Annotated in this window: 20 protein-coding genes; 5 read left to right on the plus strand and 15 right to left on the minus strand. The window is 43.8% G+C overall.

The window, feature by feature from the left end:
• Nucleotides 1–119: 119 nt before the first annotated feature.
• The 7 genes from ACGHAV_RS03330 to glmU form a co-directional block, all read right to left on the minus strand.
• Nucleotides 120–1,187 (minus strand): GGDEF domain-containing protein, encoded by a 1,068-nt coding sequence (locus ACGHAV_RS03330; protein ID WP_390376417.1) that lies wholly within the window; start codon nt 1,185–1,187, stop codon nt 120–122.
• Between the two features lie 116 nt (nt 1,188–1,303).
• A complete protein-coding gene (locus ACGHAV_RS03335; RefSeq protein ID WP_390376420.1) occupies nt 1,304–3,199 on the minus strand; it encodes an ATP-binding protein in 1,896 nt (631 codons plus the stop codon).
• Between the two features lie 19 nt (nt 3,200–3,218).
• Nucleotides 3,219–4,226: an ABC transporter substrate-binding protein gene (locus tag ACGHAV_RS03340; protein WP_390376423.1), complete on the minus strand. Its 1,008-nt coding sequence runs from the start codon at nt 4,224–4,226 to the stop codon at nt 3,219–3,221.
• Between the two features lie 355 nt (nt 4,227–4,581).
• Entirely contained in the window at nt 4,582–6,414 is a 1,833-nt protein-coding gene (glmS, locus tag ACGHAV_RS03345) for a glutamine--fructose-6-phosphate transaminase (isomerizing) (protein ID WP_390376426.1), read from the minus strand.
• 2 nt (nt 6,415–6,416) lie between these two features.
• Nucleotides 6,417–7,220, minus strand: a complete 804-nt coding sequence (locus ACGHAV_RS03350; RefSeq protein WP_390376429.1) for a DeoR/GlpR family DNA-binding transcription regulator — start codon at nt 7,218–7,220, stop codon at nt 6,417–6,419.
• A gap of 137 nt (nt 7,221–7,357) precedes the next feature.
• Nucleotides 7,358–8,398, minus strand: a complete 1,041-nt coding sequence (locus tag ACGHAV_RS03355; RefSeq protein WP_390376431.1) for a Gfo/Idh/MocA family oxidoreductase — start codon at nt 8,396–8,398, stop codon at nt 7,358–7,360.
• Between the two features lie 214 nt (nt 8,399–8,612).
• Nucleotides 8,613–9,971, minus strand: a complete 1,359-nt coding sequence (glmU, locus tag ACGHAV_RS03360) for a bifunctional UDP-N-acetylglucosamine diphosphorylase/glucosamine-1-phosphate N-acetyltransferase GlmU (RefSeq protein ID WP_390376434.1) — start codon at nt 9,969–9,971, stop codon at nt 8,613–8,615.
• Nucleotides 9,972–10,189: 218 nt separating this feature from the next.
• On the opposite strand from glmU, the gene ACGHAV_RS03365 reads away from it, so the two are divergent.
• Nucleotides 10,190–11,611 carry a diguanylate cyclase domain-containing protein gene (locus ACGHAV_RS03365; protein ID WP_390376437.1) on the plus strand — a complete coding sequence of 474 codons (1,422 nt, stop codon included), beginning with the start codon at nt 10,190–10,192 and terminating at the stop codon, nt 11,609–11,611.
• 18 nt (nt 11,612–11,629) lie between these two features.
• On the opposite strand, the gene ACGHAV_RS03370 is transcribed toward ACGHAV_RS03365, so the two are convergent.
• Genes ACGHAV_RS03370 through ACGHAV_RS03380 form a run of 3 tightly spaced genes read right to left on the minus strand, consistent with a single transcriptional unit; the run spans nt 11,630 to nt 14,474 of the window.
• A complete protein-coding gene (locus ACGHAV_RS03370; RefSeq protein WP_390376440.1) occupies nt 11,630–12,514 on the minus strand; it encodes a DMT family transporter in 885 nt (294 codons plus the stop codon).
• The gene (locus ACGHAV_RS03375) at nt 12,505–12,975 is read right to left on the minus strand and encodes a methylated-DNA--[protein]-cysteine S-methyltransferase (RefSeq protein ID WP_390376443.1); all 471 of its coding nucleotides are present in this window, start codon (nt 12,973–12,975) and stop codon (nt 12,505–12,507) included. The genes ACGHAV_RS03370 and ACGHAV_RS03375 overlap by 10 nt, the downstream gene beginning before the upstream one ends.
• Nucleotides 12,976–12,977: 2 nt before the next feature.
• Nucleotides 12,978–14,474: an AlkA N-terminal domain-containing protein gene (locus ACGHAV_RS03380; RefSeq protein WP_390376446.1), complete on the minus strand. Its 1,497-nt coding sequence runs from the start codon at nt 14,472–14,474 to the stop codon at nt 12,978–12,980.
• Between the two features lie 356 nt (nt 14,475–14,830).
• On the opposite strand from ACGHAV_RS03380, the gene ACGHAV_RS03385 reads away from it, so the two are divergent.
• Nucleotides 14,831–15,976: a serine hydrolase domain-containing protein gene (locus ACGHAV_RS03385; RefSeq protein WP_390376449.1), complete on the plus strand. Its 1,146-nt coding sequence runs from the start codon at nt 14,831–14,833 to the stop codon at nt 15,974–15,976.
• Between the two features lie 18 nt (nt 15,977–15,994).
• Here the strand turns inward: ACGHAV_RS03385 and speA are convergent, their stop codons facing one another.
• From speA to ACGHAV_RS03410, 5 genes are all read right to left on the minus strand, one after another.
• Nucleotides 15,995–17,908 carry a biosynthetic arginine decarboxylase gene (gene speA / locus ACGHAV_RS03390; RefSeq protein ID WP_390376451.1) on the minus strand — a complete coding sequence of 638 codons (1,914 nt, stop codon included), beginning with the start codon at nt 17,906–17,908 and terminating at the stop codon, nt 15,995–15,997.
• A gap of 126 nt (nt 17,909–18,034) precedes the next feature.
• Nucleotides 18,035–18,460: an arginine decarboxylase gene (locus ACGHAV_RS03395; RefSeq protein WP_390376454.1), complete on the minus strand. Its 426-nt coding sequence runs from the start codon at nt 18,458–18,460 to the stop codon at nt 18,035–18,037.
• Nucleotides 18,461–18,717: 257 nt separating this feature from the next.
• Nucleotides 18,718–20,106: an NAD(P)(+) transhydrogenase (Re/Si-specific) subunit beta gene (locus tag ACGHAV_RS03400; protein WP_334013961.1), complete on the minus strand. Its 1,389-nt coding sequence runs from the start codon at nt 20,104–20,106 to the stop codon at nt 18,718–18,720.
• 11 nt (nt 20,107–20,117) lie between these two features.
• Nucleotides 20,118–20,399 carry an NAD(P) transhydrogenase subunit alpha gene (locus ACGHAV_RS03405; protein ID WP_334013962.1) on the minus strand — a complete coding sequence of 94 codons (282 nt, stop codon included), beginning with the start codon at nt 20,397–20,399 and terminating at the stop codon, nt 20,118–20,120.
• Nucleotides 20,400–20,401: 2 nt separating this feature from the next.
• The gene (locus tag ACGHAV_RS03410) at nt 20,402–21,559 is read right to left on the minus strand and encodes an NAD(P) transhydrogenase subunit alpha (RefSeq protein ID WP_390376459.1); all 1,158 of its coding nucleotides are present in this window, start codon (nt 21,557–21,559) and stop codon (nt 20,402–20,404) included.
• 475 nt (nt 21,560–22,034) lie between these two features.
• On the opposite strand from ACGHAV_RS03410, the gene ACGHAV_RS03415 reads away from it, so the two are divergent.
• The 3 genes from ACGHAV_RS03415 to ACGHAV_RS03425 all read left to right on the plus strand — a co-directional run bounded on the left by ACGHAV_RS03415 (nt 22,035) and on the right by ACGHAV_RS03425 (nt 24,353).
• Nucleotides 22,035–22,208, plus strand: a complete 174-nt coding sequence (locus ACGHAV_RS03415; protein ID WP_334013964.1) for a DUF6435 family protein — start codon at nt 22,035–22,037, stop codon at nt 22,206–22,208.
• A gap of 148 nt (nt 22,209–22,356) precedes the next feature.
• On the plus strand, nt 22,357–23,040 hold the full coding sequence (locus tag ACGHAV_RS03420) for a hypothetical protein (protein ID WP_390376462.1): 684 nt from the start codon (nt 22,357–22,359) through the stop codon (nt 23,038–23,040).
• A 158-nt stretch (nt 23,041–23,198) separates the two neighbouring features.
• Nucleotides 23,199–24,353, plus strand: a complete 1,155-nt coding sequence (locus ACGHAV_RS03425) for a GGDEF domain-containing protein (RefSeq protein ID WP_390376465.1) — start codon at nt 23,199–23,201, stop codon at nt 24,351–24,353.
• Nucleotides 24,354–24,401: the final 48 nt, after the last annotated feature.

Consider the following 24,401-nt stretch of genomic DNA (forward strand, 5'->3'; position numbering starts at 1 on the left):
ATTTAAAAGCAAAATTGATAACACAAAGTTAACCTTAGATCACAACCTTGTTAATAGATCTTTAATGGCACTTGGTTAAGGCTTATTAAGGGTTGATAACGTCGAAGAGAAAGATGATGTTATCGACGAGGCGAAAGCACGTAACACGCTTTCCCTGCTTCTTTAGCCTGGTACAGCGCTTTATCAGCATCATCAATGAGCAAATCTATATTTGTACTTTCAGAATTGTTTATTAGAACAGCGCCTATAGAACAGCTCATGTTATTATGCTGTGCATCCTTTGCATGGGGCATTTCTTCGTCTTTCCACGCCTGTAATAATGCTTCACAACGCTCTTTTACCTGTGCTTCAGTCACACCACTTAACACTACGATAAATTCTTCACCGCCGTATCGGCCCAGTATGTCTGACTCTCGTTTAAAAACCGCCTTCATCATGGCTGACTGACGCCGAATTGCTTCATCACCTTGTTGGTGACCAAAACTATCGTTATATTTTTTAAAATCGTCTAGGTCTATCATTAAAATAGCGATAGATGCATTGTGACGTCTACTGAACGCAAGTAATTTAGTACTTTCTTCCCGTAACGCTCGTCTGTTTAAAAGGTTAGATAGGGGGTCGTATTTACTCAGCTTCAGCAGCTTGTGATTTGTTTCTTCAAGTAGGGCAAGGCTTCTATCTAATCGATACTTAGCGTAAGCACACACAAAAAGTGAACCACCAACAAATGCCGTCGATATAAGTACTCTATCGCCATACACAGGGGCAATGAACATTAAAACGGCAAAGCCAATTACGTTTACGGTGCTGGCCATTAGCGCCATTTTAAATGGAATGCCTAACGCAAAAACACAGTAATAGGCGTATAGAATTGTGCCCTCGTAGGGGAAATCGAACTTAAAATTATGCCAACATACCCAAATAAGCCAGTAATTGCTGTAGGTGAGCGCAATAAGGAGAAACGTAAAAAAGTAGTGCTTATATTGCGCAAAACCACGCCAATATGAGCCAGCAACCATTAAGAAGATAATTGGTAATTGAAGAAGAAGGCGGTCGAAGGTATACAGCTGGTGCATGTCTGCTGGCAGTAACATATAGTCAGCCACCATAAAGCCTACAACAAGGCATCCTCCGATAATAAGCGCAATACGCAGGCGAATTATTTCACTGGCTTTATTTAGCTTCACGTATTTCACCCATAGCAAATGACACTTATGTTATCGACTGATGTCGCAATACTCTTAAATGAGTGTAACGTGCAAATAGTGCATTTGTCTGTTTGCTAATAATAAAGGTTAACTCGTTAGAGTGATTGTAAGCTTTCCCTAAGCGCTTCTAACGTAACAGGTTTGGTAACAATACTATCCATTCCCGCCTCTTTAAAGAGCGTATGACGTTCTTTAAACGCTTCTGCAGTCAAGCCGATAATAGGCACCTTAGCATTATCTTCGTTCATTTTGCGAATGCGACGTGTGGCCTCAATGCCATCCATAACAGGCATATGCACATCCATAAAGACTACATCTATACCACCCTCTTCAACCCGAGTTGCTGCTTTTAAGCCGTTGTCTACATGCTCTACATTACACTTAAGCTGCTCAAGTAATGCTTGAGCAACCACTGCATTAATTGCGTTGTCTTCAGCAAGAAGTACACGTAGCCCCTCTGGTACACTTTTAATGCCTTTTGCGCCCTGGTCCAACTCTGATAATGTATTCTCTGGTAAGCTTCGCGCCTGTACTTCGGCGGTTACCGTAAAACATGACCCCTCACCAACGGTACTCACTACCTTAATATCGCCTCCCAACAGCTGTGCAAGCTCTTTGGCAATCGATAGACCAAGGCCAGTTCCACCATATTTTCGAGTTATAGACGAATCAGACTGCGTGAACTTATCGAAAATATGACTTAAGCGTTCAGGCTCAATACCTATTCCCGTATCTTTTACCGCAATCACAAGATTATTGGGTGATGAAGAGGCTGTAACCGGCTTTTTCAGTTTCGCAGACACAAAAACACTGCCTTTGTGAGAAAACTTAATAGCATTGCTTACTAAGTTGATCACAATTTGACGCAGCTTAGTGATATCGCTGGTAACCCGAACAGATGCCAAGTTTTTGCTTTGATAACTTAACGACGTACTGTTTGCGCTGGCATTGGTACCTAGAAGCGTGATGAGATCGCCTAGCATAGTGTCTAAATCGAATTCCGTAACATCAACTTCTGACATACCCGATTCAATTTTTGATAAGTCGAGTACGTCATTAATGACGTTAGCAAGAATAGTGGACGAAGCCCGTAAATCAGTAGCATATTTATGCTGTTTATCGGTAAGAGAAGTGTCTAACAGTAGCGTTGCCAAACCTTGAATTCCATTAAGTGGGGTTCTTATTTCATGACTCATTACCGCCAAGAAATCCGTTTTGGCTTTGTTGGCCTGCTGAGCTTGATCAACATATTGTTCAATTTTGGCAGACATTAACTCAACATCACGGGCTAACTCGCCCAATTCATCGTCCTGATTTAAGTCAATCTGTACCGCTTTGTGCTCGGTTGCTATTCGACTGGCTGCAGACTTAATTTTTTCTATGGGAGATAGCACCAATACTTGTGTAACACGCCCCATAATTAAACTTACAGTAGCCACAGCGAACAATATGACCAGTACCGTCATCCAAGCAATTTTTGATAAAGACGCTTGTAGTGCATCGGCCTGTTGTATAACCGTAACTTTCCATTCCCATGGGTCGGATTCAGCACACGCAAAAAGTACATCTTGTCCATTTGATAGCGACTCACCAAAGGCCACCAAGTGCCCGCTAATTGTTGATTTCTGTGCACCTTCTGTATTTGGCCTGAAGCTCTCATCTAAGGTACTAAAAACGATAGTATCTGTTTCTTTGCTGCTTATCGAAAAATGCCTACCGGTGGCGATATGCAAAGCGTTTAATTCTTCAAACACCTCTTTTTGATAAGCCGTAATAAATACAGGTTCATTTTCCAACCCAGAATCTATCAACAGTTCTCTGCGCTCTTCTATCAAAGCTAACACAGAGAGGGTGAGTGTTTGAGTTAGCAACTTGTATTCGCGTTCTCGCACCGATTCATACGCGGTTAAATACGCCCAGTAACCCGTTAATGCCATTCCGATTAATAGAATAGGGATATACATCACAAGAAGCTTTGACTTAATACGCATAAAAATTTCTTTAAGGGCTCTACTGATAAATGTGATTTTTCGAAAGCTTGAGGTAATTCGAAGGAATTGGCAGCTTTAGTTTTATTGCAGTAGAAACATTAACGGCAACCGTGTAAGTGTCCATTTTTGTAACTGGAATACCCTCTGCCGACTTACGCTCTAAAATGCGCTTTGCTTTTTTTGCCGCTGACTTACCAATACTTTGAGGCTCAGACACCACACCAAGCAGTGCGCCTTCTTGCACCGCCTCTATATTTTCAGCAAAAAGCGGCAGTAACTCAGTCTCGTTAAAAATGTTATCTACCAAACCGTCTAGTTCTACCAACGGACCAGATGACAGCCAATATCCATCAAGTTTTCCCTCAAATTGATGCAGCGACGCGGTTATGTCTGATGACATGCGTAATAGGCCGTCGCGCCCTTCTATAAAGGGCGTACTAATGGCCACTAGGTCAATGTTCTCATACTCATGTTCAAGCGCCATCAGCTGATTCACCGAATTGGTGGATGAAGGATATGTTGAGTGAATAAGGGCAATCGATAGCGGTTCAGAGATATTGGATGCCCTTAAAATACCGTCAAGCATGTCTAATTTAACCTTTGCATCAAGCACATGAGCCTCGCCTGTAATATTGCGAGAACTGACTTCACCTAATGCGGAAACAATACCTTCTTCTACAGGTGCAGAAACCACCATAAAGAGTTTTGGTGTTTGAATAAGTGCATCGGCACTATGCAGCGCTCTTGTTGCCAGTGTTGCCACAGAAACCACAAGATCAGGAGGCGATTGAGAGGCTATGGCTGCAAGAATATCTGTGGCCATTTGCTCAGAGGCTTGTGCATTGTAAACGGAAAACTGAATATGCTTTTCAGGCAATAGACGCTGCAACTCATCAACAAAAGCCAGACGAGATTCTGTCACAATATCAACAGAAAGCGTTTCAACTATGGCAATGTTCACCGTTTCTTTGGCTACTAAGAGAGAACTAAACGACAAAAAGAACAAGGCACAAAAAATTCTTATCATTGCTTGCCCATTTAATTTAATGAAAACAACAGAATACATTGTGCATCATATGTTTATTCGCTTGGGTTTCAAAGGAAGTTCGTAGCGAATATTGGCTTTTTCCTCACAACTTGGGCGCTTTTAACGTAGTCGTTAATTAAAAAACAACGTTTTCCACGTTCTGTTACTGGCTATTGGGGCAAGAGAACAAAGAGGTAGTAAAAGAAATTTCACGCTGTACAAAAGCGCAATCAAAAGTGACGCAATGGATACTTCTGGGCTGAGCAGAAACAAGAACACCACCTTCACGCACTGACAGAGAGCGCGATAAAGATGGTGTTTGAGATTTTAAAGGGTGTGGGATTTACCGCGTCGCTTATTCAACCGTAACTGACTTTGCCAAGTTACGCGGTTGGTCAACATCGGTACCTTTAATTAACGCTACGTAGTAAGACAGAAGCTGTAACGGAAGCGTGTAGATAATCGGTGCAATGGGTTCTTCACAATGCGGTACGTCAATAACACGCATAGTCTCATCGCCCGCAAAAGCAGCATCTTTATCAGCAAACACATACATAATGCCGCCACGTGCTCTTACTTCTTCCACATTCGACTTAAGCTTTTCTAACAACTCATTGTTTGGTGCAACAACAATTACCGGCATTTCGTCATCAATAAGCGCAAGTGGACCGTGTTTTAACTCGCCAGACGCGTACGCTTCAGCGTGAATGTAAGAAATTTCTTTAAGCTTAAGCGCACCTTCCATTGCAATTGGGTACTGATCGCCACGACCTAAGAACAAGCTGTGGTGTTTATCAGCAAACTCTTCTGCTAAATCTTCAATTCCACCCGTGATTGCCAGGGTTTCTTCAAGTTTTGCCGGCAAGCTGTGAAGGGCAGATACAATGGCGTTACTGTCGGCATCGGTCATGCCATTTTCTTTACCCAGCGCTAACGTAAGCATTAGGAACGCGGTTAGCTGAGTGGTAAATGCCTTGGTTGAAGCTACGCCAATTTCTGCACCTGCGCGGGTCATAAACGCAAGGTCTGATTCACGCACCAAAGATGAGCCAGGTACGTTACAAATTGTAAGGCTAGACATATAGCCTAGCTCTTTTGCTAAGCGCAATGCTGCAAGGGTATCTGCTGTTTCACCTGACTGAGAAATAGTAATGAGCAAGCTGTTAGGATGTACCACCGACTTGCGGTAGCGGAATTCAGAAGCAATCTCTACGTTACATGAAACATTGGCGTACTGTTCAAGCCAGTAGCGTGCTGTCATACCGGCATGATAGCTAGTACCACAGGCAATAATTTGCACGTGTTTTACTTTGCTAAAGATTTCTGCCGCACCTTCGCCAAATACGCCAGGCATTAGGCCGTTCTCGTCTATACGATTTTGAAGTGCATTGCGTACAACGGTAGGTTGTTCGTGAATTTCTTTAAGCATGTAGTGACGGTAACCTGCTTTATCACCGGCATCATGCTCGATATTAGATTCAATAACTTCACGCTCAACGGCATTGCCGTCTTTGTCGAAAATTTTCACTTCACGACGCGTAATTTCTGCAACGTCACCTTCTTCCAAGAAGATAAAACGACGGGTAACGGGCAATAGTGCCATCTGGTCTGAAGCAATAAAGTTTTCGCCCAAACCAAGACCTATCACCAATGGGCTGCCAGAACGCGCTACTACCACACGGCTTGGGTCTTCTTTATCCAAGATTACCGTGCCGTAAGCACCGTGGAAGGTTTTTACCGCACTTTGCACAGCTTCTAGCAACGCTTTACCCGATTTAAGCTCTTCGTGCACAGTGTGGGCAATAGTTTCAGTGTCAGTGTCGCTAGTGAATGTGTAGCCCTTATCAGCAAGGTCTGCCTTAAGGTTTACGTAGTTTTCAATAATACCGTTGTGAACAACTGCAACGCGGTCATTAGAGAAATGAGGGTGTGCATTCGCCTCAGTTACGCCGCCGTGAGTTGCCCAGCGCGTATGCGCAATACCTGTGCCGCCCAATGCCTCTTCTTGTGCTACGGCATCAGCCAGTTCTTGTACTTTACCTGTACGGCGAATTCGCTTCAGGCTGCCATCATCTTGAAGTAATGCAACACCAGCCGAGTCATAGCCTCGATATTCAAGACGCTTTAATCCTTCAAGAAGTATTTCAACAACATTACGTTCGGCTACAGCGCCAACGATTCCACACATAGTTATTCTCCATTTTGCGGTGCAACAATAACTGCAACGCCTTGATTTTCTATATTTTGCTTATCTTCATCCCGAATACCTTCATCGGTGATCAAGACTGAAATTTGTGACCAACCTAACTCTAAATTAGGCATTTTGTGATTGAGTTTTGATGAACTGGCCATTACGACCACTTTGGTAGCCGCCTTCGCCATCGCGCGAGTGACGCCAGTGAGTTCATTAAAAGTGGTAGTGCCTCGGTTTACGTCAATACCTGCCGCGCCAATAAAGGCAACATCGAAGTTGTATGCACTAACAAGTTGTTCGGCCATTGCGCCCTGAAAAGACTGTGATTGTGCATCCCAAGTACCTCCGGTCATCAGCACCGTGGGCTCGGTTTCACAACGAGTAAGAAAGTTCGCGGTAGCCAGCGCATTGGTCATAACCACTAAGCTGTTTTTATTCGATAAAAATGGCAACAAGCTTGCTGTTGTTGAACCGCAGTCAATCACCAGCTTATGCCCTGACTTAATTAAGCCGGCTGCGGCTTTACCGATAGGCAATAAGGATGTTGTTGATTTTTGATGAACATTTTCTGTTGCATCACCCTCGATTATTGCACTATTTGTGAAACCTGAAGCGGGTACCGCCCCGCCAAACTGACGAATAAGCTTGCCCTGCTCTGCAAGTGCAGCTAAGTCTTTACGAATGGTAACTTCAGAAGTATTGAATTGAGATGCAAGTGTCTCGACCTGCGTATGACCGTGCTGGTTCACGTGAGCAACAATGTTATTGCGACGTAGCTCGACCGATTTACTGCTTTTCACTTAACAAGCACCCACAATACTTAATAATTTATAAAAATATATTCACTGAAACCAAATAATAACTTTCGAAACGAAAGTTATTATTTTCAAAGCGAAAGAATCGTAATTTAATGTGAAACAGAGTGCAAGCTTTTTGTTTATATAAGCATCAGTCGCTGCTGTTGTTTGTTTGCCTCTATAGCCATTTCTATTATCTGAATGACGGGCACAACACTCTCTGCACTAACTGGCAGCGGCGTGTCATTTTGTATAGCGCTGGCGAGTTTTTCATAAAATGCTAAATACTTTCCATGTTTAGTTGTAATCACTGAACTCGACTCGCCGTTAGCGAGTACACCGTGTTGTGCGCTAGGTGTATTTGCCCAATCACTGCTGTTTATTTCCTTACCTTGGCGCAATTGGTCTTCTTGAGGATCTAAATAGAACTTGCGGTAACTTGCTTTTGTACCTTGTATATCAAATCGAAGAGTTTGCCCTCCTTGAAATGCAGAGCTCCCCAACTTCACCACCTTATCTGCGTAGTAAAGTGTAATGTCGAACGCATCGTCGCTTTGCCCTTGGTCGCGTAATGTATAAATATCGGAAGACACTGACAAAGGGTTTCCGAATAACTGAAGCGCTTGATCAATAAGATGAGGCCCTAAATCCCAAAAAATGCCGCTGCCAGGGCCTGCATTTTCACGCCAGCGGTCTCTAGGTACGGGTCTAAAGCGGTCGAAGCGACTTTCAAAGCGCTTGATTTCGCCCAAAGCGCCTTCTTTAATAAGTGATTGCAAGGTAATGAAGTCGCCATCGAAACGTCGATTGTGATAAACACACAAATGCTTTTGCTTTTCTTTGGCTAAATTAACTAATGCACTGGACTGTTCGGCGTTTAGCGTAAACGGCTTTTCCACTAAAACGTTGCAACCATGGTTAAGTGCAAGCTCTGCCTGTAGCGCATGCAAATGATTAGGTGTGGTGATGATGACTAAATCGAACGCAGGGTGAGCTTGGTTATTAGTTTCAAGTGCTTCTTCTAGCGAACTGTAAACCTTTGCCAAGGGTAATACGTGTTTTACTTCACTTGGTCGCGATGACACTACTCCATCAATAGAGAAATCAGAAAGATAGGACAGAAAAGGAAGATGAAAGGTTTGTGCAGAAAAGCCAAACCCAACTAACAGTGTAGAAATCATAGCGACTCCTTAAATTTAAGCCTTAGTAAAGCATATTCAAAGCAGACAAACCCGTTTTACACAATCGTAAATCTGAAAGTGGAATATAGCGAAATAAAAAAGCGGCACGCATTGAAAAGATAATGTGTGCCGCTTTTGAAACCGTAACTTAACACCGAGCAAACAGGTTTTGCTGCTGTGAGTAACTAGGTATTTTTTTTTTAACTATGTGTTTTTATTTTTTAGTAGGTCGAGGCCAGTTAGCGATGTTGCGCTGTTTGCCGCGTGCAACTGCAAGTGCTTTGTCTTCAACCTCGGTGGTAATCACCGAACCAGCACCTACCGTAGCTCCATCGCCTATTACAACAGGCGCTACTAATGAAGAGTTAGAACCTATAAACGCATTCTCTCCAATACGTGTTTTTGACTTATTAACACCGTCGTAGTTACAGGTAATGGTGCCTGCGCCAATATTCGCGTTAGGCCCAACCTCTGCATCGCCTAAATAGGTAAGATGATTCGCTTTTGCACCTTCGCCTAACACGGTTTTCTTCATCTCAACGAAGTTGCCAACTTTCGCCTGCTTGTGCATAACTGCACCCGGGCGAAGTCGTGCATAAGGGCCCACATTACATGCTTCACCCACCTGCGCTTCTTCTATTATCGAGTTAGCTTCTATTACCGCGTTATCGGCAATATGGCAGTTACGCAAAATACAGTTAGCGCCAATAGTCACGTTATTACCTAACGTTACGTTGCCTTCAACTATAACGTTTACGTCTATAACAACATCGTTGCCGGTGTGTAGTGTGCCGCGAAGGTCGAAACGCGCTGGGTCAAGAAGCGTTACGCCGTCCATCATAAGCTCATTTGCCTGACGACGCTGTAGAGCACGCTCTAAATTAGAAAGCTGTAATCGGTTATTCACGCCCTCTACCTCAACAGGAGATTCAGGCTGTGCCGACTGAATACGCTTGCCTTCGGCAGCAGCCATTGCGATTACATCGGTAAGATAGTATTCGCCTTGTGCGTTGTCGTTGCTTAAGTTACCTAACCAGCGCTTAAGGTCGGCACCTGACATCATCATCATGCCAGTATTTATTTCCTTAATTTCACGCTGCGCGTCTGTAGCATCTTTGTGCTCTACAATAGCGGTGATATTGTCATTCTTGCGCACAATACGTCCCATGCCTGTTGGGTCGTCTAGTTCAACAGTAAGCAGCGCTAAATCGCAACTGGCTTTCACCGCTTTTAATGCGCTTAATGTTTCTTCGCGAATTAATGGGGCGTCACCCACTAGAATCAATACGTCTTCTTGGTCTTTAATGTGCGGAGCGGCTTGCTGCACTGCGTGACCTGTACCCAACTGATCTGCCTGTAAACACCAGTTTAGGTTATCTTCTTTAATAGTGGCTTGAAGCTGCTCTCCACCGTGTCCATAAACTAGGTGTATATCATCTGCACCCAACGACTTCACAGTATTGATTATGCGCTGAACCATCGGTACACCGCCAACTTTATGTAGTACTTTGGGCAAGTCAGATTTCATTCGCGTACCTTTGCCCGCCGCCAAAACAACCACTGAGAAAGCCATATCATTCCTTTTTTGTGCAAAATAATAAAAACGCGCATAGTTTAACGAAGGCGCATAGAGATGTCAGCGATTCATTGCTTTTAATGACACGAGGAGGTTGAAGAGGACAAAAAAGTTTTTAATCTAAAGTTTAAGCTATTTACCTAGTAGTTCATTTTACCAGCAGGTATACTTAAAATTAAGAAAGGTTCAGTCAGGCAAGGGAGCATGCGCAGTCTGTGAACACATTTAGAACACTTCATCGAAGCATACTAGTGCTATTTGCGGTAGTGGTAATCGCAATTGTAACGCTGGTTCATTTCAGTATTTCAAAAATTGTTGCCGAGCAAAGCCGCGCACAACAGCAGTCTCTTTCGCCTGCTATTTCGCTTATTGTTGAGCAGATACTTAAGCCTTTGCATATTTCCGAAGCACTAGGCCACTCAACAGAACTGGTTGACTTAATGGATGGTGAAAAGGTTAACGAAGCCACCGTTTTTAAGACACTGGATCGTCTTGAAAAAGAATTTGGCTTATCCTTTTTTATCGCCAGTGAAGCAGAACGCAAACAATATAACTCAGACGGCAGCATCATTGACCTTATTGAAGGTGAAGTAAGCTGGTATTTTAAATATAAAGACGCCCCACAAGACTCGGTTGCCGATATTGGTAAATGGGAAGACACGCATTTTTATATCGACATAAAAATACACGACGAAGCAGAACGTTTTTTAGGGTTCTTCGGTGTGGGCAAAAGCTTGCGTAGTTTTATTGAGATTTTTGATACATACAAGCAAGAGTACGGATACGACTTTTTGTTTGTCGACGGTTCTGGCGATATTATGCTGTCGTCTGACGAGTCGCTAATTGCATCGTACTCAGACTTTACCAACCTATCTGAGCTTCCTTGGTATTCAAGCCTTCCGCTAACTATTCAAAACGAACAAGCGCTTAACAATAAATTGGTTACTATCGATCAAAAAGACTACCTAATAGCCGAAGTTAAGTTGAACCAGTTTGGCTGGACAGTATTTCTATTAAGCCCGTTAGAAGATAGACAAGCTGAAATTTCTCAAGCGTTCATATTTAGCGTTGTAACCTTGCTGGTTGTGGTATTCTCACTGTTTTTGCTTATTTACAACTTGCTGTACTACTTTAGAAAAGACATGCAGCCTGAATTAGTGGTTAGGCATACTGCACGCCTTCCAGAAAGAGACAACTTAGAGTTTATCTACAAAAATCTACTTTCAGAGCATAATTCACTTAGCGTGATGTTGATTAATGTAGACCATTTATCTGACATCATTGATACGCACGGCCGAAACACGGGCGACGATATTCTAGAAAAAGTAGTGTCTTATTTAGCCGAAAAGCTTCGCGAACAAGATATCTTAGGCCGTTGGAGCAGCACTGAATTTATCGTGCTTTTACCTAACACAGGCCCTCACGTAGCCTTTGATCTTGCGCAAAACTTACGTCATGGCGTTGCTACGCTGCCTCCTTTGGTGGAACACCCTGATTTGCAAATTACTGCGTCAATCGGCATATCGTACACCGCGTCAACTCGCCCAATGCAAGAGGTGACAGCGCACGCTGAAGATGCGCTTTACCAAGCAAAAAGAGACGGCTGTAATTTAGTACGCTCTCAACTTATCGACTAAGCATACTTTATGTCTTCACTAGCCGCGCTTCGCTTTGAATCGCGGCTTTTTAGCCACACCAGTAGTTAGTGCAACACCCAGCAAAATCATACTACCACCCACAATAGTTTGAGCAGAAAGCAACTCTTGCAAGAACACCACGCCCCAAATAATGCCAAACAGTGGTACTAAATAAGCCACAGTAATAGCCTTGGCTGGGCCAATATCAGCAATTAGTTTAAAGTACAAAATGTACGCAATACCTGTACCTGCAATAGCTAACGCTACTGCACTAAACCACGCATTAGTACTGGGCATAGCATCTGGAAGTGTTGCTAGTGCGAAGGGGGCCAACACAACCGTTGCCATTGCCTGACTCCCCGTTGCAACCACTAATGGCTTCACGCCTTGCAGCCATTTCTTCATCATACTGGCTGCAATACCGTATCCTAGCGTTGCCAATAGGGCGGTTAAAATGGGCAGAAAGCTTATCTCGTCCTCGCCTAGCTTTTGCTGACTAATAACCGAGACACCTACAAACCCGATAAACAAGCCGACAATAGCCGATTTACTTAGTTTATCGCCTAACCAGCTCCACGCGACAATGGCACCGAACATAGGTGCAGTAGCATTTAAAATAGCATTAACGCCGGCTTCTAAATGCAAACTGCTGTAGTTAAACAGTACAAAAGGTATTGCGGTATTTGCCAGCCCCACCAGCATAATTGCAAGCCAATGCTGTTTTATATCTTTCACCGAACCGGTGAGTAATAGCAGCGGCAATAACACAGCGGTAGCCAACAATGTTCGGATGGCAACCAGCACATAAATACCAAATTCAGGCGCTGCAACTCGCATAAAAATAAACGACGCCCCCCAAATACCCGCCAGCACCAAAAGCGCGATAACATGTTTTACTGCCATAGTACCCCTTGGGCGCCCTCCAAATTTAGCAAATACTGTTTTCGTTCAAGTCCACCAGCATAGCCAGTTAACGTTTTGTTACTGCCGATTATACGGTGGCAAGGCACTATAATAGCAATAGGATTACGACCGTTCGCCATACCTACAGCACGAACACCTTTAGGGTTACCAACTGCTTTGGCAATATCAAGGTAGCTGGCTGTCTCGCCATAGGGTACGTGTAGTAATGCGTGCCAAACCTGTTGCTGAAACTCTGTTCCATTGGGCGTAAGTGGCAAATCGAATACTTGAAGCTTCTTACTGAAATACGCTGCAAGCTGACGTGACGCCTCTTGCGTAATAGCATTCGGGCGTACGCTTTCTGGCGCCGTATCTAAAAAAGCAACTGCCGTAACGCCTTCATCGTTTGCTGTTATCAGCAGTGGGCCTTTTGCTGTATCAATACATTGCGTGAATTCCACGGCTATTTATCCTTCTCTTTTTTTCGTTCTTTGTTTTCTGTTTTGCCCTGCGCGTTATCGCTTAATTTCCAAAGCTGAAGCGTTAAATAGCTTCGCCATGGTGCAGCTTTTTCAGGTTCAACTGGATGTAATGCGGCCATTTTTCTTACAATTAGATCGCCTTCTAGGTACACATCTGGCTGTCGCTCACCACGCATTTTTATATAATCAAGCGTCCAAGACCCAACCCCTTTCAAGGCCAATATCTCACTGTGTTCTGGTGAACTATTCTCTGAAAAAAGCTGAGCAAAGCGCCTCAAGGTTTCGCGGCGTGCATCAGGCATTCGTAAGAAACGTAAATCAGCTGAAGCAACAGATTCAGGTGTAGGAAAGCAATAGGCGTCTTCACCGCTAACATTGTGTATGCTGCTGTTAATGCGAATGGCGTCAGGCTTATCTGTTTTCGCGGTTTTAGCTTTAGCACCTAACGTATGTACCAACAAAGAAACCTGCCCAATAGCCGCTTTTACGCTTACTTGTTGACCTAAAATAGCTCTACAACCGCTTTCAAAAACACTCCATGCACTGGGTAGCCGAATGCCACTTAGCACCTCGTTTTCCGATAAGCCTGCCTGAACTAGGCTGTGCTGAATAAGCGCGGGGTCGGCATTAAGGTCTAGCATGCCTTTAATGTTTTCAATAATACTGTGTAAATGCGATAAATCAGGTATGTTGATAGCTACCTTAAAGCCGTTTCTAGCGTTTATATGCTCAACGCGCAAATATCCTACTTCACCCTGAAGGTTGAACCATCTTTCGTATCTGTTTTCGGTTACGTTTTCCATGCCCGAAATAGCACGCATACTTAAAAACGCTCTCACATACGCCCAGTCATAAGGCGGTCGATAAGATAGAAAAAGTGTTATGTCACTGTGCGCTGCTGCCTTCGTTTTGCGAAGTGCAGATGGCGTGGTATTGCAGTACTGTGCAATGGCGCGCTGAAGCTGGCGAAGTGAATCGTAACTCGCGGTGTGTGCGATGTCGGTAAACGAAAGCGCAGACTGTTGAATTAGCTGCTTAGCAAACAGCGCTCGCTGCATGTTTTGAAACTGTTTGGGCGAAATGCCGACAGCGCTAATCATTAGTTTATTTAGGTAGCGTTCGCTAATGCCAAGGCGCGATGAAATATGAGCGACAGACTGTATGGGCAATGCTGATAATAATTTCATAGCACGGCTTAACGTTGTATTTACACCTTCCCATGCACTTGATTGTGGTGCACTGTCGGGGCGACATCGGTAACACGGTCGAAAACCCTGCGCCATAGCCGTTGTAGCATGGGTGAAATACGTTACGTTTTCCTCTTTTGGCAATTTGGCTGGGCAAATAGGTCGGCAAAAGATACCTGTGGTTTTTACCGCCACAAAGAATTGACCGTCAAACCTGGGGTCGCGACTCAAGCGCGCTTTAGCATAAACACCTTGGTTAACTTTAGTTATTGCGAGGCTATTCTCTTGCATTGGTATTTTCTTGCACCCTTGTTTTGGAGATCAATAGCTTTTGAGCGCCATAGCTTACGAAGTCAATAGTATTCAAAATACTCTAACGAACATTAGTTCAGCGCCACTGGCCTTGTCACTCTGTAATGTGCAAACAAGTGTAACGCGCTTTAATCAGCAACGTGCGACAAAATCAGAACTCACTATTATGCGTTGCAACTGAAGTTTTCAGTGTGCTAGCAAAGTATTCAATTTGAAGCACATTTGATCATTGAGCGCGCTATCCGCATAATATTGCAAATAAAGAGATTGCAAACAAAAATCCAACGCGCCTATATTTTTTATTCATACATCACCGAGGTTAACGAGCTAAACCTATGCTGAATTACATGCGCATATTGAAGTGGCGCTTACCGTTTATGTGCAAAGCACTATTGTGCTTGTTGTTTACCTCGCACACCTCAGCAGATTGGCTTGACGACTATGCTGGCTATGTAAAAAAAGAAGCCACCAAATACAATGTTCCCGGTTACGCCTTTGTGTTTTACGAGCAAGGAAAGGCGCCTCGTGTTTATGTGTACGGTAAAACGCGTAAACGAAATGGAAGCAGCATAACCAAAGACACGGTTTTCCGTTTAGCTTCTGTGTCTAAAACCTTCACCTCTATTCTTTCTGCAAAATTGGTAGAACAAAACCAATTGTCTTGGCAAACCCCTATTACAACGTTACTGCCGACTATTCCATTTACCGGTAAGGGTATGCAAAACCTTCAGCTTCAGCATATTGTTGGGCAATCAAGCGGCTTTATGCCAAACGCTTATGACAACCTTATTGAGGCAGACTATTCTCTAGAGCGCGTATTAACTTCGCTAGGTGAACTTGAACCTCTTTGTAGCCCAGGTGAATGTTATACCTATCAAAACGCACTCTTTGGGGCGCTGGAATACTACTTTAGCAACCACAACACCTCGTACTCAGCACAGCTACACAGCCAACTTTTTGCACCGCTAGGCATGAAAACGGCCAGTGTGGGTAAAGGTGAGTTGCTAGCATCGTCGTCGTGGGCGCAACCCCATATTGCAATTGCACGTAACAAGTGGCGCGAGGGCAAGGTTGAAAGCAATTATTATCGCTTCGCCCCAGCCGCCGGCGTTAATGCAAGCATTAGCGACATGACGGTTTATCTTCAAGCGTTGTTGGGCGAGTTTCCTACCATCGTATCACCGGAAATGATTGAATTTGTTACCACCGAGCGAGTGAAAACAAAGCGTGAAACCTATCGTCGAGGATGGCGAGGCATGATTGACGATGCCTCTTACGGACTAGGTTGGCGCATTTACGATATTGATGGCGTTAAGCTGAATTATCACGGAGGCTGGGTAAAGGGCTACCGTGCTGATGTAGCCTTTTCGCCAGAGCATAAGGTGGGCTATGTAATGCTTATGAACGCCGAATCAAACATGATTAATAACACCACAGCGCAGCTTTGGAAACGCTATTTCGAGAGCGTCGGCAAACAGTGAGTTTGCCGACTTAATCAATCAATTTTGCTTTAAGTAGGTATACCCGTTTAGGCACTTTTCATAAAAGTCTGTCCAGCGTACACCCTCACGAGGATTTAGCTTTCCGTCCCACACCTGCTTATCAATCAAACGTTTTACGTCTGATGCCATAGCACGCGGGTTATACTGCATTACGTTAAGTACGTCTTCTACCGATGACCCCTTAACAACTTCTTCAATATAGAAATCTTCTGGGTCGTCGTCGTAGCTGTAAATATGCACTTCGTTTAATCGACCAAACAAGTTGTGCATATCACCCATCACGTCTTGGTATGCGCCCGTTAAGAATAAGCCAACGTAGTACGGCTCGTCTTTCTTAAGCGGGTGCATAGGCAGCACGTCGGTAATTTCACGGCCAATAGTGAATTGGTCAATTTTGCCGTCACTGTCACAGGTAATATCAACAAGTGAGCAATTTACCGTAGGCTCTTCGTTCATGCGCGTAAGCGGCACAACCGGAAGAAGCTGGTCGATAGCCCACGTGTCGGCCGCCGATTGGAAAATAGAGAAGTTACATAAGTACTGCGAAGATAAGCTGTAATCAAGCTCCTGAAGCTCTTCAGGCACGTACTCTTCGTTGCGATACCACTTTTGCAAACGCTCCATGATTTGCCAATAAAGCGTTTCAATTTTACCTAGCTCTTCAAGAGGCAACACGCGAAGCTTAAAGGCGTCTAACGCTTGCTCTTTATACTGCGATGCATCGTTGTAAATTTCGTGCATGTTGGTTTGCTCGTCGAACGTGTCGGCAAGCTCACGCATATTTTTCAAGAAAATATGCTCGCCCTCTCTCGCAGACGTATCCATAGTCGCAGCATTAGACTTAATCTCACCAACAATTTCGGTAATAACACAGCTGTGGTGTGCGGTAATAGCGCGGCCACTTTCACTCACAAGATGAGGATGCGGAACGCCTTCAAGGTCGCACATTTCTTTCATGCCATACACAACGTCAGCTACGTATTCTTGCATGCTGTAGTTACGCGATGACTCATTCGTAGAGTTACTACCGTCGTAGTCGATACCTAAACCACCACCTACATCAACGTAGTCTAATGCAAAGCCCATTTTGTGAAGGTCAGCATAAATGCGAGCACCTTCAGTAATCGCTTCTTTTACTGCGCGAATATCGGTTAATTGGCTACCAATATGGAAGTGAAGCAGCTTCAAGCAGTGCGCCATGCCTTGTTCTTCAAGGTAGCGCGCTGCGTTAATAATTTCAGTAATGGTTAAGCCAAATTTAGCGCGTTCGCCACCTGAGCTTTCCCATTTTCCACGACCTTTAACCGTCATTTTAGAGCGCACGCCAATGATTGGTTCGATGCCCAACTCTTTCGACGTTTTCACCAATAGCAGTAATTCGGTGAACTTCTCAACAACTACAACAACCTTACGTCCTAACTTTCTACCAAGTAGTGCTAGACGCATGACTTCATCGTCTTTGTAGCCGTTTAATATCGTTAGCGACTGTTCATTGGTATTCATTGCCAATACAGTCAAAAGCTCGGCTTTAGAGCCTGCTTCTAATCCGTAGTTAAAAGGCTTGCCCGCATCAACAATTTCTTCAACTACTTCGCGCATTTGGTTTACTTTAACGGGGTAAACACCTTGATATTCACCTCGGTATTCGGCTTCCTCGATGGTGCTTCTAAACGCTTTGTTTAATCCTGCCACTTGCGAGCGCAGAATATCGTGAAAACGTACAACAACAGGAAACTGTACGCCTTCTTTTCGTATATCTTCGATTACCGAATTAAAGTCAATCTGGATACTTGGATCCTCTGGCACTGGAGTGATGTGAACGTTGCCATTTTCACCAACTTTAAAATAGCCGCCACCCCATTGAGACACGCCATAGACGCGCTCTGCTTCTTCGATGCTCCAATCTGACAATGTATTCACCTATTGTTAAGTGGGCTAAGTAATGCTTAGCATAGTATGTGCAAAAATAAGCAGCGTATTATAGACAACACAACATTTGTTGCGATGTAAAATATCGATTGTCGCGACTAATTTTGTTTATCGAAACGTATCGTTTTCAATCCACGAACGGATGTACGACATAACCACTTCATCTACCAGCGTTTTGCTATGCGTCAAAAATACCTGCTCATCCTTAGTACGTGTTAACGAGAATCTTTGTTCGCTAAAAAATTTATTAGCAATGTGGTCGGCATCAGTGTCTTCATTCTCTAACCACACTTCGCTCAATTGGTTGCGTCTATCAAGTTTAATCGGCGCTTTCATTTGGTTGAAGGAATCTGATTTTGGTATTTGCCATGTGCGCATATCAACCAAAAGGTGGAAGGGTCTTCCCCTGCGGCGTTTTAAGCTCTCTGATAGCTGAGCAAGGTATTGAATATTGGTAGCCATGTCCCACTTACCGCGAAGTGTTACCAAGAGACAATTATGAAATTGCTCGATGTTAAAAGGGGCCGTTGGCATAAGTTTCTACATCTCTTCTTTTTCGTTGCTGTGCCGTTACCTGTCTATATGCGGCATTACTACATGAACTTGGGGAGGTTAATGTTACAAAATCACATTCCCACAACAGACATACCATACTAGTAGCGATAGCGTGTTACTACAACCTTAGTAGATAGGTTTAATCTTATCTGTTTGTAAAGCGCTTACGATTATAAAAAAGCACAAAAAAAGGGGCTTTTGCCCCTTTTCATTGTGTGTGAAAAGTGAGTAAAGATTTAATCGTCACCAAATTCACGAATAATGCTGTTAATAGTGTCTTTTGCGTCACCTAGCACCATGCGAGTGTTGTCTTTAAAGAACAGTGGATTATCCACCCCTGCAAAGCCTGCGTTTGCAGAGCGCTTCAACACAAATACCGTTTTAGCGCGGTGTGCTTCAATGACAGGCATACCGTAAATAGGGCTTCCTTTCATTTCTTTTGCAGCTGGGTTAACCACATCGTTTGCGCCAATAACAATGACCACATCGTAATTTTCCATACGAGGGTTCACATCATCCATCTCGTATAACTGATCGTAAGGTACGTCGGCTTCGGCTAACAGTACATTCATGTGTCCCGGCATACGACCAGCAACAGCGTGAATAGCGTAATCCACCGTACAGCCATTTTCTTCAAGTAACGATTGTAGTTCACGCACCGCATGCTGTGCTTGTGCTACCGCCATACCATAGCCAGGCACAACCAATACCGCTTGAGCAGCTTCAAGTACATAAAAAGCATCTTGTGCTGCCAGTACTTTAATTTCACCTTCAATTTTTTCGCCGGCTTCAACTGGCTTCGCAAAACCTGAAAGCAACACGTTCATCAACGAACGGTTCATGGCTTTACACATTATATTGGTCAGAATAAGGCCTGATGCCCCAACGAGTAAGCCTGTTACAATCAAAATAGTATTGCCTGTTGCTAATCCCGCAGCAGACGCTGCAACACCGGAATAACTATTTAATAAGGCAATAACTACCGGCATATCTGCACCACCAATAGAAATAGTTGCCCACAAGCCAAAACTTAAAGACAATGCGATAGCACAGTAAATCCAGATATCGTTGCCAGGATCGGTTGCAAATAGATAACCCACGACTACCATGGCAATTAGATGAAGAATAGATAGTTCTCGAAGGCCAGTAAAAATAACGGCTTTAGAACTCATCTTACCCGATAGCTTACCCCATGCTACCACCGAGCCTGAGAAGGTAATACCACCCACCAAAATAGTGAAAAACAAGGTAACGAAAGTAAACGTGCTTTCTGTATTTAAGGTAAGCACATTCATACCAGCCAGCGTTGCCCAGCCAAGCAGTAGTGATGCGGCACCACCATAGCCATTAAACAGTGAAACCATTTCAGGCATGGCAGTCATTTCTACGGTTTTTGCCTTCCATGCACCAAAGGCGCCACCAAGCACGAAACCAAGCAAAATGTAGTGGTAGCTAATAATTTGCTGATCTAGCAGTGTAACAACCACCGCCACCAGCATACCCAACGCCGAAACAAAGTTACCTTTTTTGGCAGTATCGGGATGGCTTAATAATTTAAGACCTGTAATAAATAGCGCCGCAGCAGCTACATACGCAAGGTTGATTATGGTTACGATATCACTCACTTGCGTACTCCTTATTTATCTTTCTTTTTGAACATGCTTAACATGCGGTCGGTTACCAAATAGCCGCCCACTACGTTAATACTGGCCAGCGCAACCGCGGCAGTACCCAAAATGGTGGTAAGCAAGTTGTTGTCGCTGCCCGATGCCACTAACGCGCCAACTAGCGTAATACCAGATATCGCATTAGAGCCCGACATAAGCGGCGTATGTAACGTTGCAGGCACCTTTCGAATTAACTCAAAACCCAAAAAAGCAGCTAGTAACACAATGAAAAGTAAGTAGATGATTTCCATGATTAAGCTCCTTTATAAGCATTAAGTAGCATGTCGTTTGTTATTTTGCCGTCATGTGTAATTACACAACCTGCAAGAATGTCGTCCTCTAAGTTCAGCTCAAACGTTTTGTTTTCATCATTGAAGAACTCATCAACAAGGTTGTAGATGTTGTTGGCATACATATCGGTGGCTGCTTTTGCAACGTATTGACTCCAGTAGCCATTACCGATGACTTTCACTCCATTCACTTCAACGGTTTGCCCGGCAACCGAACCCTCAACGTTGCCGCCAGAAGTTGCAGCCATATCAACCACTACGCTACCCGGCTTCATTAGTGCCAGAGTGTCTTTTGAAATAAGCACCGGTGGTTTGCGGCCAAATAGCTGCGCGGTGGTGATAACAATGTCAGAATCGGCAATAGCATCACGCTGCGCTTCTTGCTGTTTTGCTTTTTGCTCGTCGGTCAACTCTTTGGCATAACCATCTTTAGTTTGCCCGGTTTCACCAATATCTATTTTTAGAAACTTGCCACCTAGCGACTCTACCTGCTCTGCTACAACCGCACGCGTGTCGTAGGCAAGTACATTGGCACCCAAACGCTTCGCCGTAGCAATAGCTTGAAGGCCAGCAACGCCAGCACCAATAATAAATACTTTGGCAGGTTTTATGGTGCCAGAGGGCGTCATCATCATTGGCAAAATTGAAGGTAGTTGGTTTGCTGCCTGCATTACCATGACATAGCCTGCAAGGCTGGCCTGAGAACTTAATGCGTCCATTTTTTGCGCGCGAGACGAGCGCGGTATCATTTCAACAGAAATTGCTGTTAAGCCTTTTTGCGCAATATCTTCAATAAGCGACTGCTGAAAGAAAGGGTCGAGGTGGCCAACCACAACGGCCCCTTTTTTCATCAGCGCTAACTGATCGGTAGCCGGCTTATTTACTGCAACCAACATGTCTGCGGTTGATAGAGCATCATTCACATCATCAATAATAGACGCACCTGCATCTTCATATTGCTTATCTAAGTACCCAGAGGACTGACCAGCGCCTTTTTCAAGCAGTATCGTCGCCCCCTTCTTTACCAGCCGCTGCACACTACTTGGTGTAACTGCACAACGTTTTTCCACATTGTTTAGCGGATCTGGCGTCTTCGACTCATTGAGTATTATGATTTTCACACGCTTCTCCTATTGATTCATCTACCCCGAGAATGACACTCTTTGTTCACCCAAGAGCCATTTAATTCGCTTATACCTAGCATTACTTGGCGAAATTTAAACCAGAAATGGTTTAATTTTGGCTGTAATAATATTGCATTAGTAATGCCCTAGTAGGCCATTACAGGTCAGTTTTCGCACTGACCAGCGCCAAAATAGCGTGGAACGCCCATTGAGCACTAGTATCGTTTACTTAAAAGACATAACTAATATTTATATAAGAGAGAACATTGGTTTTAGAGAGTGTGTTTTGATTTGCGGTGTTTATTCTCAGCTTCCAGCAGAGGCGAACAAAAAACAAACAAACGTAAAGGTGAGAATAACGTTAAAGGACTAAACCCCGTCGCCTATACTCAAAGACAATATCAATAGGATGTGATCGAATTTCATCCTTCTATCGTTAATTGGGTAACTGTTTACATATGAGATAACCAAGATGTTTGGCCTTTTTAAATCAAATCCCACCAAGAAACTGCGCAAGCAATACGATGCGTTACTAGAGAAAGCGATGCACGCTCAGCGCAATGGCGATATAAAAACTTATTCAATGCTTACTGCACAATCTGAAGAGCTTTGGAAAGAAATAGAACGTTTAGAAAACACAAAGTAAAGCTTTACTCGCCCTTTGTGCTTCATGCCCTTACAATAGCTCCCAAGTTGAGCAAGTGATTTTAGGGCAATTCTTTATGCAGCTTCGTTGCATCATCAAAAGTAGCGCACGCAAGTGCATCACATACCTTGGCATGATTACTGTCTGCATGTTTTCTTCAATGCCCGTTCAAGCCATAGAGGCGGGGCAGTACTACTACTTTATTTCAGATAAATGTGTTGCAAAAGGCCCCCAAACACCTGAGGCCCGCGGCGCAGCAACGCCAGACATCATGTTGTTCGAAGTCATTCCCGCAGGCATAAGCGATTACTTTGTAAATATGAACACCAAAGCACTTATTCATTATGCTGAAGAGGGGCAAGCGTTCCTTTCATCACTTGAACAAGAGCAAGCATATACCGCAGGTAAGGGCGATATTAATACGCAGCTTAGCCACGCCAAAGACGGCAGCATTATTCATCATGACTTTATGCTGCAACGAGAAAGCATCGATTTTAATACCTTTGTGGCAACATTAAACGGCTTCTCACAGCTTCAAACTGACAAAGGCCGTTATTTTAAAAAAATAGTGAGCCTTGGAAACGCCAAACCCGCTTACAAGGCAGTGACACGAGTACGACTAACCGATAATGGTATGGATAAACGCATGTTACTTAGCGACTATTCAACAAGCTTTTATCCGTTGAATGAAGAAGGCGTTGCTGAAGAAACCGCTTTTATCACCGTTGATCATAACAGTGCTATGCGCGCTAGCATTCATGAAAAAAGCAACCCTTATGCGGTTTATGCTAAGCACTATGTTTGTGGTGAGAAATGGGAACCTGGAAACTAGCAAAGATCAGCGCAATTTTTTACGCTTTTACCTATATTCACTTCGACACACCAAAAGCGCTTCTACACTCATAACAAAGTGTTGTTTTGGTAACTTGCTCTGAAAAAAAGTCATTTTGTACCAAAGCGTATATATTCTTTGCGCTACACATTGTTTATATGCTCTCTATTGCACTAGTGGCATTGATATTCACCGCCGCGGGCACCGTGTATTTTTTCAATAAACAGCACACCCTAACTACACAATTTCAATCGCTTAAACTTATTGCACAAGACATTGCTTATCATGATGAAGTACTTACTATGTCGACGCTGGTTGCCACACTAGATGATGACCCAAGATGGCGAGAGCGATATATAAGATATGAAGTTACGCTTGATGAGCTACTAGTGAGAGCGAAGGCTACTGACCCCAAAATTGCCCGCTTCTTTGAAGAGACCGCTCAAGCCAATGACCAATTAATTGCTATGGAGTCGCAGGCGTTTGAACTGGTCTCAGACAACAAACGCAGAGAAGCGCTAGCGTTACTTAAAAGCGATAAGTACCAGCAATACAAAGCCGCTTTTAGTCATGGACTAAGCAGTGGCATAAATGAAGTGTTGACCAACACCCAGTTTAAAATAGATGAAAACCAAGAAAAGCGCGGCTTTTACCTTATTATGTCGATGATAATTGCGTTTTTCGTTGTGCTAGTGCTGTGGTATTTCCTTATTCGATATGTGCGCCTTACGGAAAAGGCAATAGTAGATATTGCCAAATTAGATGAACTATCGGGGCTATTAAACCGCAGAGAGTTTAGCCGTATTGTTGGTTACGAAATCAATCGCGCGTATCGTGAAAACAAAATTTTGATGCTGGTTATTTTAGATTTAGATGAGTTTAAAAAGTACAACGATAAATACGGCCACCCCGCAGGAGACAATGTTATAAGGGAGGTAGGGGAACTATTTCTTAGCTTCAGCAGAAGAACAAACGAATATGCTTTTCGAACAGGCGGTGAAGAGTTTGCTATTGTAAGCACTTGTAGCAGCCGCCAAGAAGGTATTAAGTTTTGTAAGTCTCTGTGTGACGAGGTACGCAAATTCAATATAGAACATGCCAATAATCCACCGCGTTATAAAGTTACCGCTTCATGCGATATTGCGTTTTCCACACAGGGCGAAAAGCCACTGTCTATGAACGAGTTATATTCCCGCGCCGACCAAGCGCTGTATAGAGCGAAACATGCGGGCAAGAATCAATGTGCTGTATTTGACGACGCTGTACCTGTTGACGCTACACAAAACACCGCGCCAAATTCTTTGCAAAACTAACACTAGCACCGCGCTAGTGATCATTTTGCGCCGTAGTTTCGTTCAATT

The sequence above is a fragment of the Alteromonas sp. MTD1 genome, from assembly GCF_042848195.1.
GTDB lineage: Bacteria > Pseudomonadota > Gammaproteobacteria > Enterobacterales > Alteromonadaceae > Alteromonas.